Annotated in this window: 1 protein-coding gene; it reads right to left on the bottom strand. The window is 76.2% G+C overall.

Features of this window, described 5'->3' with window-relative positions; translation table 11 throughout:
- Positions 1–7 precede the first annotated feature (7 nt).
- Positions 8–15,034 (bottom strand): type I polyketide synthase, encoded by a 15,027-nt coding sequence (locus ACFQ6N_RS10960; protein ID WP_380648449.1) that lies wholly within the window; start codon positions 15,032–15,034, stop codon positions 8–10.
- Position 15,035: the final 1 nt, after the last annotated feature.

Consider the following 15,035-nt stretch of genomic DNA (forward strand, 5'->3'; position numbering starts at 1 on the left):
GTCGGTGTCATGACAGGCCGAGTTCGTTGTCGATGAGGTCGAAGAGTTCGTCGTCGCTGGCGCCGTCCATGCGGTCCTCGATGGAGTCGGCTGCCGTGCCGTCGCCGTCGGCCGCGGTGGCCGCCTGGTCGAGGCGGCCCAGGAGTTCCCGGAGCCGGTCGGCGAGCCGTTCGCGGCCCGCCGGGTCGTCGACGCCGCCGTCGAGGGCGCCTTCCAGGCGGTCGAGTTCGGCCAGGCCGGGGACCGGGCCGGGCCCGGCGTCGGGGACGAGTTCGGCGACGAGGTGTCCGGCGATCGCGGCCGGGGTGGGGTGGTCGAAGAGCAGGGTGGCCGGCAGGGGGTGGCCGGTGGCGGCGCGCAGCCGGTTGCGCAGTTCCACCGCGGTCAGCGAGTCGAAGCCGACCTCCAGCAGGCCGCGTCCGGGCTCGACGGCGGCCGGGCCGCTGTGGCCGAGCACCAGGGCGGCGTGGGAGCGGACCAGGTCGAGGAGCACCCGGCCGCGCTGGGTTTCGTTGAGGGAGCCGAGGCGCTGCTTCAGGGCTTCGGGCCCGTCGGTGCCGGTGCCGGCGGCGGGGCCGGCGGCGCCGCGCCGGGCGCCGGGGCGCACCAGGCCGCGCAGCAGGGCGGGGACGCCGCCGGTGCCGGCCTGGGCGCGGACGGCCGCGGTGTCGAGCCGCAGCGGGAGGACGACCGGCTCGTCGAGGGTGCCGGCCGTGTCGAACAGTGCCAGTCCCTCGGCCGGGTCGAAGGCGACGATCCCGCCCCGGGCGATCCGTCGCAGGTCGGCCTCGGTGAGCCCGCCGGTCATCCCGGTGCTGTTGGCCCACAGGCCCCAGGCGATGGAGCGGCCGGGCAGCCCGTCGGCGCGGCGCCGGTGGGCCAGTGCGTCCAGGAAGGCGTTGGCGGCGGCGTAGTTGCCCTGGCCCATGCCGCCGAAGACTCCGGCGATGGACGAGAACAGCACGAACTCGGACAGGTCCAGGCCGGCGGTGAGCTCGTGCAGGTTGACCGCCGCGTCCACCTTGGGGCGCAGGACGAGGTCCAGTTGCTCGGGCGTCATGGTGGCGACGACGCCGTCGGCCAGGACGCCGGCGGCGTGCACCACCCCGGTCAGCGGGTGTGCGGCGGGCAGGGCGGCCAGCAGGGCCGCGAGGGCGTCGCGGTCGGCGGCGTCGCAGGCGGCGATCTCGGCGTGCGCGCCCAGGGCGGCGAGTTCGGCGAGGAGGTCCGCCGCGCCGTCGGCGGCGGGGCCGCTGCGGCTGGTCAGCAGCAGGTGCCGGACGCCGTGTTCGGCGGCCAGGTGGCGGGCGACGTGGGCGCCGATGGCGCCGGTGCCGCCGGTGATCAGGACGGTTCCGTCGCCGCCCCAGCCGGGTGTGCGCCCGGCGGCGGACAGCGGTACGCGGGCCAGCCGGGCGACGTGGACGGTCCCGGCCCGGATCGCGAGCTGGGGTTCCCCGGAGGCGAGGGCTTCGGCGAGGACGGCGGGCGGGGTCTCGTGGGCGTCCAGGTCCAGCAGGACGAAGCGGTCGGGGTTCTCGGTCTGCGCCGAGCGGACCATGCCCCAGAGCGCGGCCAGCGCCGGGTCCGGTGCGTCGCGGTCGCCGGTCACCGGGACCGCGCCCGCGGTGACCAGGACCAGCTTGGAGCCGGTCAGGCGCTCCTCGGCCAGCCAGTCGCGCAGCAGGGCGAGGACCGTGCCGAGGCCGTCGTGGACCGCGTCGCGGAGGGTGCCGGGCGGCGCGGACGGGGCCGGGGCGGGCGGGCAGGCGGCCAGGACCAGCCGGGGCACCGGGGCGCCCGCGTCGAGCAGTGCGGACAGCGCGGCGAGGTCGGTGACCGTACGGCCGGGGAGCGGCGCGGCGCCGGAGGGCAGGGGCGTCGCGGTGCCGAGCACGGTCCAGGACTCCGGGCCGGGGTCGGTGCCCGTCGCGGCGCCCTCGGGCAGGGCCTGCCACTCGGGGCGGAACAGTTCCTCGTGGTGTCCGGCGCGGGTGGCCTTGAAGCGGTCGGCCGAGACGGGTCGCAGGACGAGGGAGCGGGCCGAGACCACCGGCCGGCCGGTGGCGTCGGTCGCCCGTACGGCGACGGCGTCGCGGCCGGTGGGGGTCAGCCGCAGCCGGAGTTCGGTGGCGCCGGAGGCGTGCAGGCGCACCCCGTTCCAGGAGAACGGCAGCCAGCCCTGCGCCGGCCCCTCCAGGACGTCGAACACCAGCGCGTGCAGGGCGGCGTCCAGCAGGGCCGGGTGCAGGCCGAACGCGCCGGCGTCCGGCCGCTGCTCCTCCGGCAGGCTCGCGACGGCGTACACCTCGTCGCCGAGCCGCCAGGCCGCGCGCAGGCCCTGGAACGCGGGGCCGTAGGCGAATCCGCCGCCCGCGAAGCGGTCGTACAGGCCTTCCGTGTCGAGGGGGACGGCTCCGGGCGGCGGCCAGGCCTCGGGGTCCGCCGGGTCCGCCGGTTCGGGCGCCGCGGCGGAGGTGAGCAGGCCGCTGGCGTGCCGGGTCCAGGGGGCGTCGGGGCCGGCGTCGGCGGCCCGGGCGTGGACGCTCAGCGGTCGGGTGCCGGAGGCGTCCGGGCTTCCGACGGTGAGCTGGAACGCGACGGCTCCGCCCGCCGGGAGCACCAGCGGTGCCTCCAGGGTCAGTTCCTCGACCTGGTCGCAGCCGACCTGGTCGCCCGCGCGGACCGCGAGTTCCAGGAACGCGGTGGCGGGGAACAGCACGCCCTCGTAGACGCCGTGGTCGGCCAGCCAGGGGTGGCTGCGGACCGAGAACCTGCCGGTGAAGAGGAACCCGTCGGAGTCCGCGAGTTCCGTTCCGGCGCCGAGCAGCGGGTGGTCGACCGCCAGCAGTCCGGCCGCGGGCAGGTCGGCCGTGGCCGGGCCGGCCTCCAGCCAGTAGCTGCCGCGCTGGAAGGCGTAGGTCGGCAGGTCGACGGCGGAGCGGGACGGGCCGCCGGAGTGGACGGCGTTCCAGTCCACGGGGACGCCCACGACGTGCAGCCGGGCCAGGGCGGCCGTCGCCGCCGGTGCTTCGGGCCGGTCCTTGCGCAGCAGGGGCACCAGCACGGGGCTGCCGGTGGCGCCGGTCAGGCAGTCCTGGCCCATGGCGGTGAGCGCGCCGTCGGCTCCGAGTTCGAGGAACGCGGTGACGCCGTCGCGTTCCAGGTGGCGTATGCCGTCCTGGAAGCGGACGGTGCCGCGCACGTGCTCCACCCAGTAGTCCGGTGAGCCGAGCTGCTCGGCGGTGGCCGGCTCGCCCGTCAGGTCGGAGATGACGGGGACGGTGGCCTCCCCCGGGACGATCCGTGCCACGACCTCGCGGAACTCGGCGAGCATCGGCTCCATGAGGGGCGAGTGGAAGGCGTGGGAGACCGGCAGCCGTCGGGTCTTGCGGCCGCGCGCGGCGAGCACCGCGGCGATCTCGTCCACCACCGCCGCGTCGCCGGAGATCACGGTCGAGGCCGGGCCGTTGACCGCGGCGAGGCCGGCGTCGCTCTCGCGGCCCGCGAGCAGCGGCAGCACCTCCTCCTCCCCGGCGGCGAGGGCGACCATCGCGCCGCCCGCCGGGAGGGCCTGCATCAGCCGTCCCCGCGCGACCACCAGTGCCGCGGCGTCGGGCAGGGTGAACACCCCGGCGACGTGGGCGGCGGCCAGCTCGCCCACGGAGTGGCCGAGCAGCCGGTCGGGACGCACGCCCCAGTGCTCGACGAGGCGGAAGAGTGCGACGCCGAGGGCGAACAGGGCGGGCTGGGTGTACTCGGTGCGGTCCAGCAGGCCGTGGCCGGGGTCGCCGGGGGCCGCGTCGATCACCTCCCGCAGCGGGTGGTCGAGCAGCGGGTCGAGTTCCGCGCAGACCGCGTCGAAGGCGTCGGCGAAGACCGGGAACCGCGCGTACAGTTCGGCGCCCATGCCGGTGCGCTGGCTGCCCTGGCCGGGGAACAGGAAGGCGGTCTTCGCGGCCTGTCCGGTGACACCGCTCACCAGGTCCGCCGACGGCTCGCCGGCGGCGAGGGCGGTGAGCGCCTGGATCAGGGTCTGCCGGTCCGTGCCGGTGAGGGCGGCCCGGTGCTCGAAGGCGCTGCGGTTCAGCGCCAGGGCGCGGCCCAGGTCCGCGACGGCGAGGGTCGGGGCCTGCTCCACGTGCCGGAGCAGCCGGGCGGCCTGCTCCCGCAGCGCGTCCGCGCCACGGGCGGAGAGCAGCCAGGGCAGGGCGGGCTCGGCGGGGGCGACGGGGGCGGTCGCCGGGGTCGGTTCGGTGGGCTGTTCGAGGATGGTGTGGGCGTTGGTGCCGCTGACTCCGAACGACGACACCGCGGCCCGCCGGGGGCGGCCGGTCTCCGGCCACGGGGTGTCCTCGGTGAGCAGCCGGACCGCGCCGGCCGACCAGTCGACGTGGGGTGTCGGCGCGTCGACGTGCAGGGTGCGCGGCAGCGCCCCGTGCCGCATGGCCTGCACCATCTTGATGATGCCGGCGACGCCGGCGGCGGCCTGGCTGTGTCCGATGTTCGACTTCAGCGACCCCAGCAGCAGCGGCTGCTGGGCGCCGCGTTCCCGGCCGTACGTGGCCAGGAGCGCCTGGGCCTCGATCGGGTCGCCCAGCCGGGTCCCGGTGCCGTGCGCCTCCACCGCGTCGACCTCGGAGGCGGTCAGTCCGGCGTCGGCGAGGGCCGCCCGGATCACCCGCTGCTGGGAGGGGCCGTTGGGGGCGGTCAGGCCGTTGCTGGCGCCGTCCTGGTTGACGGCGGAGCCGCGGACGAGGGCGAGCACCGGGTGGCCGTTGCGCCGGGCGTCCGAGAGGCGTTCCAGGACGAGCAGTCCGGCGCCCTCGGCCCAGGAGGTGCCGTCGGCGGCAGCGGCGAACGGCTTGCAGCGGCCGTCCTCGGCGAGCACCCGTTGCCGGCTGAACTCCACGAACGCGCCCGGTGTCGACATCACGGTCACCCCGCCGGCGAGCGCCAGCGAGCATTCGCCGGCCCGCAGCGACCGGGCCGCGAGGTGGACCGCGACCAGCGACGAGGAGCACGCCGTGTCGATGGTCACCGCGGGCCCTTCGAGGCCGAGGCTGTAGGAGATCCGCCCGGACGCCACGCTGCCCGCGCTGCCGATGCCGAGGTAGCCCTCGAGCTCTTCGGAGGGTTCGGTGACGCGCGACCCGTAGTCGTGGTGGCTGCATCCGACGAAGACGCCGCTCGCGCTGCCCTTGAGTGACAGCGGGTCGATGCCGGCCCGCTCGAACGCCTCCCAGGAGAGTTCGAGCAGCAGCCGCTGCTGCGGGTCGATGGTCAGCGCCTCGCGCGGGGAGATCCCGAAGAAGGCCGGGTCGAAGCGGTCGGCGTCGTGGAGGAAGCCGCCCTCCCGCGCGTAGGTGCTGCCGACCCGGTCCGGGTCCGGGTCGTAGAGGCCGTCCAGGTCCCAGCCCCGCCCGGTGGGGAAGCCGGTGATCGCGTCCTGTCCGCCCGCGACGAGCTCCCACAGCTCCTCGGGGGTGGTGACGCCGCCGGGGTAGCGGCAGCTCATGGCGACCACGGCGATCGCCTCGTCCTCGGGCACCGCGGCGGCCGCGGGCAGCTGCCCGGGAGCGTCGGGCGTCTGCGTGGCGGGCGCCCCCGGCAGTTCGGTGCGCAGGTGTCCGGCCAGGGCCGTGGCCGTGGGGTAGTCGAAGGCCAGGGTCACCGACAGGCGCAGGCCGGTGGCCGCGGCGAGCCGGTTGCGCAGTTCGACGGCGATCAGCGAGTCGAAGCCGATCTCCTTGAACGCCTGGTCGGGCCCCACCGCCTCGGGCCCGGGGTGGCCGAGCACGGCGGCGACCTCGCTGCGGACCAGGTCCAGCAGGGCCCGGTCCCGGTCCGCCGGGGGCAGTGCGGCCAGCCGCAGGGCCGGCGGCTCGGCACCGTCGGCCGTGCTCCGGGGCCCGGCCGCGGCGGCGAGGACGTCCCGTACCTCGGGCAGGTCCCCGAGGGCGGCACTGGGCCGCAGCGCGGTGAACGCCCGGGTGAAGCGGTCCCAGGCGAAGTCGGCGACGAGGACGGCCGTGTCGTCGTGGTCGAGGGCCCGGCGCAGCGCGATCGTGGCCGCGGCGGGGTCCATGGCGGGCAGGCCGTCCCGGATCAGCCGTTCGGCGACCGCTCCGGAGGCGAGGCTGTCGCCGCCCCACAGGCCCCAGGCCACCGAGGTGCCGGTCAGGCCGAGGTCGCGGCGCTGCCGGGCCAGGGCGTCGAGGTAGGCGTTGGCGGCGGCGTAGCTGCCCTGGCCGGTGCCGCCGAGCGTGCCGGCGAGCGAGGAGAACAGCACGAAGGCGGTCAGGTCGAGTCCACGGGTGAGCTCGTCGAGGTTGCGTGCGCCGTCGAGCTTGGGGCGCAGGACGCCGGCCGCGCGTTCGGGGGTGATCGAGTCGATCACCCCGTCGTCGAGGACGCCCGCGGTGTGCAGGACGGCGCGCAGCGGGCGCTCGGCCGGAATGCCGGCGAGCAGGTCCGCCAGCGCGTCGCGGTCCGCGACGTCGCAGGCCACCGCGGTGGCGGCGGCGCCGAGTCCGCGCAGTTCGGCCAGCAGGGCGTCGGCCCCCGGGGCCTGCGCGCCGCGCCGGCTGGTGAGCAGCAGGTGCGCGCTGCCGGTGCGGGCGAGCCATCGGGCGATCTGGGCGCCGAGGCCGCCGGTGCCGCCGGTGATCAGGACGGTGCCCTCGGGCGTCCAGTCGCGGACGGGGGCGGTGTCACCGAGTCCGGCGTGGACGACCCTGCGGCCGTAGAGGCCGGTGGCGCGTACCGCCAGCTGGTCCTCGCCGTCGGAGCCCGTCAGCGCTTCGGCGAGCCGGGTCGCGGCCCGGTCGTCGAGCCGTCGCGGCAGGTCGACCAGGCCGGCCCACCGCTGCGGGTACTCGACGCCGGCGACCCCGCCGAGGCCCCAGACCAGGGCCTGGAGGGTGCTGTCGATCCGGTCGGAGCGGCCGACCGACACCGCGCCCCGGGTGGCGCACCAGAGCGGGGCGCCGGTGCCGAGGTCGCCCAGGGCCTGGAGGAGGGCGACCGTCAGGGTGAGGCCGCGGGGAAGCGCCGATCCGTCGCCGTGTGGTTCCTCGGCCAGGGCGAGCAGCGACAGGATTCCGGCGGCCGGCCCGTCGGTGTGCTCGTCGGCGTCGCGGAGCAGTGCGGCGAACCGTGCCCGGTCGGTCGCGTCGGGGCCCGCCTCGACCAGGACGGGCGTGGCGCCGTGCCGGCGCAGGGAGTCCGCCGCGAACGCGACGGCCGGGTCGTCGGCGGCGCCGGCCGGGGCGACGACGAGCCAGCTGCCGGTGAGCCGGGGCCGCTCGGGTGCCGGCAGGGGCTTCCAGGCGACCCGGTAGCGCCAGCCGTCGGCGGTCCGGTCGCCGGCCCGGCCGCGCGCCCACTCGGCGAGGGTGGGCACCAGGGAGGCGAGGGAGGCCCTCAGTTCGCCGTCCTCGACCCGCAGGGTGGTGGCGAGGGCGTCCAGGTCCCCGTGGTCGACCGCCTCCCAGAAGCCGGAGTCGGCCGGGCCGGTGCCGGTCACGGCGTCGGTGCCGGTCACGGCGTCGGCGGCCCGGTCGGGGGTGGTGTCCAGCCAGTAGCGCTGCTGCTGGAAGGCGTAGGTGGGCAGCGGTCGCTTGCGCGCGCCGGTTCCGGCGAACACCGTGCCCCAGTCCACCGGCAGTCCGCGCACCTGGAGTTCGGTGAGCGCGGCGAGGAAGCGGCCGGGGCCGCCCTCGGCGCGGCGCAGGGTACCGACGACGGCTCCGTCGCCGGCCCCGGCCGCTTCGACGGCCTGCTGGAGCCAGACGGTCAGCGCGGGGTGGGTGCTGCACTCGACGAAGGTGTGGTGCCCGTCGGCGATGAGCGCGTCGACCGCCCGTCCGAACTCCACCGGCCGGCGCAGGTTCTCGTACCAGTACGCGGCGTCCAGGCCCGCAGTGTCCAGGGGGCCGCCGCTGACCGTGGAGTAGAACGGGATGTCGGACGTCCGCGGTGCGGTGCCGCCGAGAAGGGTGAGCAGTTCCTCCCGGAGCTCCTCCACCTGGGGCGAGTGCCCGGCGAAGTCCACGCCGGGGACCGGCCAGGCCAGGACGCCCGCTTCGGAGTACTGCTCGCGCAGCCGTTCCAGCGCCGCCGGGTCGCCGGAGACCGTCACCGACGTCGGCCCGTTGACCGCGGCGACGTCGAGTTCCCCGTCGTAGGCGGACAGTGCTTCGCGGACGGCCTCGACCGGCTGCGGCACGAACAGCATGCCGCCGCGTCCGGTCAGGGCCGTCAGGGCCCGGCTGCGCAGGGCGACGATCCGGGCCGCGTCGTCCAGCGAGAGCGCGCCGGCCACGCAGGCGGCGGCGATCTCCCCCTGGGAGTGGCCGACCACGGCGTCGGGGACGACCCCGTGCGCCCGCCACAGCTCGGCCAGCGACACCATCACGGCGAACAGCACCGGCTGCACCACGTCCACCCGGTCCAGCGGGGGCGCGTCGGGCTCGTCCCGCAGGACGGCGAGCAGCGACCAGTCCAGGTGCGGGGCGAGGGCGCGTTCGCAGGCCGCGATCCGGTCGGCGAAGACCGGGGCGTGGTCCAGCAGTTCCCGGGCCATGCCGGCCCACTGGGATCCCTGGCCGGGGAAGACGAAGACGGTCCTGGCCGACCGGGCGACGGTGCCTTCGACCAGGCCGGGTGCGCGCTCTCCCGCGGCCAGCGCGGCCAGGCCGCCCAGCAGGGTCGCGCGGTCGTCGCCGACGACGGCCGCGCGGTGCTCGAAGGCGGTCCTGGTGGTGGCCAGGGAGTGGCCGACGTCGACGGAGGACAGCTCCGGGTGCTCCGTCAGGTACGCGTGCAGCCGCTCCGCCTGGGCCTTCACCGCCTCGGCGGTCCGCCCGGACAGGACCCACGGGACGACGGACGCCCCGGGTACGGAAGCGGGTACGGGCGCGGGAGCGGGTACGGGCGCGGGCTCGGACTCGGCGGGCGGCTGCTCGATGACGACGTGGGCGTTGGTGCCGCTCAGGCCGAACGAGGACACGCCGGCCCGGCGCGGCCGGCCCGTCTCCGGCCAGGGGGCGGCCTCGGTCAGCAGGGCGACGGCGCCCGCCGTCCAGTCGACGTTCGGGGACGGCCGGTCGATGTGCAGGGTCCGCGGCAGCTCGCCGTGCCCCATCGCCAGCACCATCTTGATGATGCCGCCGACTCCGGCGGCGGCCTGGGTGTGCCCGATGTTCGACTTCAGCGACCCGAGCCACACCGGCCGGTCGGCCGGCCGGTCCTGGCCGTAGGTGGCCAGCAGCGCGTCGGCCTCGATCGGGTCGCCCAGCCGGGTGCCGGTGCCGTGCGCCTCGACGGCGTCCACGTCGGCGGCCGTCAGTCGGGCGTTCGCCAGCGCGTCGCGGATCACCCGCTGCTGGGCCAGGCCGCTGGGCGCGGTCAGCCCGTTGCTCGCGCCGTCCTGGTTGATCGCCGAGCCGCGCAGCACCGCGAGCACCGGGTGGCCGTTGCGCCGGGCGTCCGAGAGCCGTTCCAGGAGCAGCAGGCCCACGCCCTCGGCCATGCCGAAGCCGTCCGCCGAGGCGGCGAAGGACTTGCAGCGCCCGTCCTCGGCGAGCCCGCGCTGCCGGCTGAAGCCGGTGAACGACAGCGGGGTACCCATCACGGTGACGCCGCCCGCCAGGGCCAGCGCGCATTCGCCCGAGCGCAGCGACTGGGCGGCGAGGTGGACCGCCACCAGGGACGAGGAGCAGGCCGTGTCCACGGTCACGGCGGGCCCCTGGAGGCCGAGTTGGTAGGCGACCCGCCCGGACAGGACGCTGGTGGAGATGCCCGCGATGAACAGGCCCTCCAGTTCCTCGGGGACGTCGCGCAGGGTGCCGCCGTAGCCCTGGTAGGAGGCGCCGGTGAAGACGCCGGTCGGGGTGCCGTGCAGGGTCGCCGGGTCGATGCCGGCGCGCTCGATCGCCTCCCAGGAGGTTTCGAGCAGCAGTCGCTGCTGCGGGTCCATGGCCAGGGCCTCGCGCGGCGAAATCCCGAAGAACCCGGGGTCGAACCGGTCCGCGTCCGTGACGAACCCGCCCGCGGCGGCGTAGCTCCGGCCGGGCCGGTCGGGGTCCGCGTCGTACAGCGCGTCGAGGTCCCAGCCCCGGTCGGACGGCAGCCCGGAGACGGCGTCGCGCCCGTCGGCGACCAGGTGCCACAGGTCCTCGGGGGTGCGGACGCCGCCGGGGTAGCGGCAGCTCATGGAGACGATCACGATGGGGTCGTCGTCCGCGGCGGGTGCCGCCGACGGGAGCGGCCGGACGGTGGCGGGCTCCTCGGCGTCGCCGAGCAGTCCGGTCTCCACGCGCCGGGCGAGCGCGGTCGCCGACGAGTAGTCGAAGACGACGGTGACCGGGAGCCGCAGGCCGGTGGCGGTGTTGAGCCGGTTGCGCATGTCCACGGCGGTCAGGGAGTCGAAGCCCAGGTCGCGGAAGGCACGGCCGGGGGCGACCGCGTCCGGCGAGTCGTGGCCGAGGACGGCGGCCGCGTGGGTGCGGACCAGGTCGACCAGCACCCGGGTCCGCTCGGCCGCCGGGAGCGGCTCCAGCCGGTCGCGCAGCGCCGAGGGCGTTCCCTGGGCCCCGGTCCCGCCGGTCTCCGGCTCGGCGGCCAGCGCGGTGCGCACCTCGGGGAGTTCCCCGATCAGCGGGCTGGGGCGGGCCGAGGTGAAGACCGTCGCGAAGCGGTCCCAGTCGATGTCGGCGACCACGACGACCGTCTCGTCGTGGTCCAGGACCTGCTGGAGCCCGGTGATCGCGACCGCGGGCGGCATGAAGAGCACGCCGTGGCCGCGCAGGGTGTCCTCCGCCAGTTCGGCCGCCATCCCGCCGGCCCCGCCCTCGGGGCTCCAGATGCCCCACACCACGGAGGTCGCGGCGAGGCCTCGGCTCCTGCGGTCCTCGGCGAGGCCGTCGAGGTAGGCGTTGGCGGCGGCGTAGGCGCCGTGGACGGCGCTGCCCCACACCCCGGAGATGGAGGAGAACAGCACGAACGCGTCGAGCGTGTCCCGGTCGAAGAGCAGGTCCAGGTTCCTGGCCCCGCCGACCTTGGCGTGGAAGGTGTCGGCGAACTCGTCCGCGTCGGTGTCGGGCAGTGGCACCAGCAGCCCGGCCCCTGCGGCGTGGAAGACGGTGCTGATCGGGTGGCCGTCCTGTTCGAGGCCGTCCTTGAGCTCGCGCAGGGCCTCCAGGTCGGCGACGTCGCACGCGGCCAGGGTGACCCGGGTGCCGAGCGCGGCCAGTTCCTCGGAGAGCTCCGGCGCACCCGGCGCGTCCGCGCCGCGCCGGCTGACCAGCACCAGGTGCCCGGCTCCCCGCCGGGCCAGCCAGCGCGCGATCTGCGCGCCGATCCCACCGGTGCCGCCGGTGATCAGCACGGTGCCCCCGGGCCGCCAGCTGCGCCGCGGCGCGGTGTCGCCCAGGGCGGACCGGACCAGCCGTCGGCCGTGGCAGCCGGTGGCCCGTACGGCGACCTGGTCCTCGTCCCCGGCGCCGCCGGCCAGCACCCGGCACAGCCGCACGGCGGTGTCCGTGTCCAGGACCTCCGGGAGGTCGATCAGGCCGCCCCAGCGCTGCGGGAACTCCAGCGCGGCGACCCGGCCCAGACCCCAGAGCAGGTTCTGCGCGGCGCTGACCGCGCTCCCGGTGTCCGTGCCGCCGACCGACACCGCGCCCCGGGTCGCCCACCACAGGGGCGCGTCGATCCCGGCGTCTCCGAGGGCCTGCAGCAGGGCCAGGTTGAGCGCGGCGCCCAGCGGGACGGAGGGGTACGCCGAGTGCGGGCGCTCGTCGAGGCCCAGCAGCGACAGCACTCCCGTCACCGGGCCGGGCAGCGCGTCGAGGGACGCCCGAACCCGGTCGGCCAGCACGGCACGGTCGGCCTCCGCCTCGGCGATGCGGAGGTGGACCACCGAAGCCCCGGCCTGCTCCATGACCCGGACGGTCGTCTCCGATCGGCGCGCCCCGTCCTCGGGCACCCCGTCCTCGGGCGGACCGTCCGAGGACAGCACGAGCCAGGTGCCGTCCAGTGCGACCGGGGGCCCCTCGGGCAGGGCTCGCCAGGCCACCCGGTAGCGCCAGGAGTCGACCACCGAACGCTCGGTGCGCTCGGTGCGCCAGGTGGCGAGCGCGGGGAGCACCACGTTCAGCGGGTCCTCGGGCGTCACCCCCAGGGTCGTGGTGAACCGGTCCAGGTCGCCGCCGCCCAGGGCCTCCCAGAAGTCGTCGCCGTCCGAGGACGTCCCGGACGGACCGCCCGCCGCCGGGCCGGTGTCCTCCAGCCAGTACGGGCGACGCTGGAAGGGGTAGGTGGGCAGCGAGATGCCGTCCGGACGGTGTCCGGCGAACACCAGGTCCCAGTCGGGCGACAGGCCGCCCGCGTGGGCCTCTCCCAGGGACGTCAGGAAGCGGTCGAGGCCGCCCTCGCCGCGCCGCAGGGTGCCCACGACCACGGCGGGGCCCTGCGCGGAGTCGGCGGTGTCGGCCGCGTCGGCGGTCTGCTGGACGCCGAAGGTGAGCACGGGGTGCGGGCCGGCCTCGACGAAGAACCGGAAGCCCTCCGCCAGCAGCGCCGCCGTGGCCTGCCCGAACTCGACGGTCTCCCGGAGATTGCGGTACCAGTACTCGGCGTCCAGGGACTTCGTGTCCAGCCAACCACCCGTCACCGTCGAGAAGAACGGCACCGAACCCGCGAGAGGGGTGATCCCGTCCAGGTCGGAGAGCAGCCGCTCACGGACCTCCTCGACGTGCGCGGAGTGCGACGCGTAGTCGACCTCGATCAGCCGCGCCCGCACATCCTCACCGACCAGCGCGTCGACCAGTGCCGCCACCGCGTCCGCGTCACCCGACACCACCGTCGACGACGGACCGTTCACCGCCGCCACCGACAACCCGCCCGCGATCCGCTCCCGCACCGCCTCCACCGGCAGAGGCACCGACGCCATACCGCCACGACCCGCCAACGCACCCACCGCACGGGAACGCAACGCGACCACCCGCGCCCCGTCCTCCAGACTCAGACCACCCGCCACCACCGCAGCCGCGACCTCGCCCTGGGAGTGGCCCACCACCGCGTCCGGAACCACACCGAACGAGCGCCACACCTCCGCCAGCGACACCATCACCGCCCACAGCACCGGCTGCACCACATCGACCCGCGCCAGCAGCGCCTCCGAACCCAGCGCCTCCGCCAACGACCAGTCCACATAAGGCGCCAGAGCCCGCTCACACTCCGCCATCCGCCCCGCGAACACCGCCGACTCGGCCAGCAGCTCCGAGGCCATCCCCACCCACTGGGAACCCTGACCCGGGAACACCAGCACCGAACGACCCGAGGACACGCCGTCGCCCCGCACCAGCCCGGGCACCGAGCGGCCCTCCGCCAGCGCCTTCACGCCGTCGAGCAGTCGGTCCGGGTCGGTGCCCACCACCACGGCGCGCCGTTCGAAGGCGGTCCGCGTGAGGGCGAGGGCGCGGCCGGTGTCGGCGGCCCGCAGGGGTGCGGGGTCGGCGCTCAGGTGTGCCAGCAGCCGGGCCGCCTGGTCGCGCAGCGCCTCGTCGGTGCGCCCCGACAGCACCCAGGGCAGCGGGTAGGCGTCGCCGCCGGCCGCGGTGTCGGCCACCGGTTCGGCTTCCTCCGCCGGGGCCTGTTCCAGGATCAGGTGGGCGTTGGTGCCGCTGACGCCGAAGGCGGACACGCCCGCCCGGCGCGGGCGTCCCGTGTCGTCCCAGGCGCGGGCCTCGGAGAGGACTTCCACGGCTCCCGACGACCAGTCCACCATGGGCGTCGGCCGGTCCGCGTGCAGGGTCCTGGGCATTTCGCCGTGCTCGATCGCCAGCACCATCTTGATGACGCCGCCCACTCCGGCCGCCGCCGAGGTGTGGCCGATGTTCGACTTCAACGAGCCCAGCCACAAGGGCTGTTCGGCGGGCCGCCGCCGGCCGTAGGTGGCCAGCAGGGCCTGCGCCTCGATCGGGTCGCCGAGGGTGGTGCCGGTGCCGTGCGCCTCCACCACGTCCACCTCGGACGCCGACAGGCCCGCGTCCGCGAGCGCCGCCCGGATCACCCGCTGCTGTGCCGGGCCGTTCGGCGCCGTCAGTCCGTTGCTCGCGCCGTCCTGGTTCGTGGCCGAACCCCGGATGACGGCCAGCACCGGGTGCCCGTTGCGCCGGGCGTCGGACAGCCGTTCCAGCAGCAGGACGCCGGCGCCCTCGGACCAGCCGGTTCCGTCCGCGTCGGCCCCGAACGCCTTGCAGCGGCCGTCGGCCGACAGCGCGCGCTGGCGGCTGAACGCCACGAACGCGTCGGGGGTCGCCATCACCGACACCCCGCCGGCCAGGGCCAGCGTGCAGTCGCCGGCCCGCAGGGCCCGGATCGCCAGGTGCAGGGCGACCAGCGAGGAGGAGCAGGCCGTGTCCACGGTCACCGCGGGCCCTTCCAGGCCCAGGGTGTAGGCGATCCGGCCGGAGACCACGCTGCTCGCGGTCCCGGTGTCCAGCAGGCCCTGGACCTCGGGGAGGTGGCGCGAACCCGCGCCGTAGCCGTTGCCGATCGCCCCGAGGAAGACACCCGTGCCGGTGCGCCGCAGCGTGCGGGGGTCGATCGCGGCCCGCTCGACCGCCTCCCAGGCGGTCTCCAGTGCCAGCCGCTGCTGGGGGTCCGTGGCCAGGGCCTCGCGCGGCGAGATGCCGAAGAACTCCGCGTCGAACTCGGCGGCGTCGTGGAGGAAGCCGCCGTGCCGGGTGTAGGAGGTGCCGGGCCGCTCCGGGTCCGGGTCGTAGAGGCCCTCCAGGTCCCAGCCGCGGTTGACCGGCCAGGTGGAGACCGCGTCGGCACCCCGGGAGACCAGGTCCCACAGCAGTTCCGGCGTGTCGGCGCCGCCGGGATAGCGGCAGGCCATGGAGACGATGGCGATCGGTTCGTGGCGGGCCTGCTCGGCCTCGCGCAGCTGCCTCCGGGCGTCACCGAGTTCCGCGGTGGCGCGCCTGAGGTAGTCGAGCAGCTTCTTGTCGTCGGACATC

This window comes from Kitasatospora sp. NPDC056446 (assembly GCF_042796115.1).
In the GTDB taxonomy this organism is placed as follows: Bacteria; Actinomycetota; Actinomycetes; order Streptomycetales; family Streptomycetaceae; genus Kitasatospora.

Coding starts and splice junctions, on each gene's coding strand:
- ACFQ6N_RS10960 (WP_380648449.1), bottom strand. CDS start 15,034: ATGTCCGACGACAAGAAGCTGCTCGACTACCTCAGGCGCGCCACCGCG.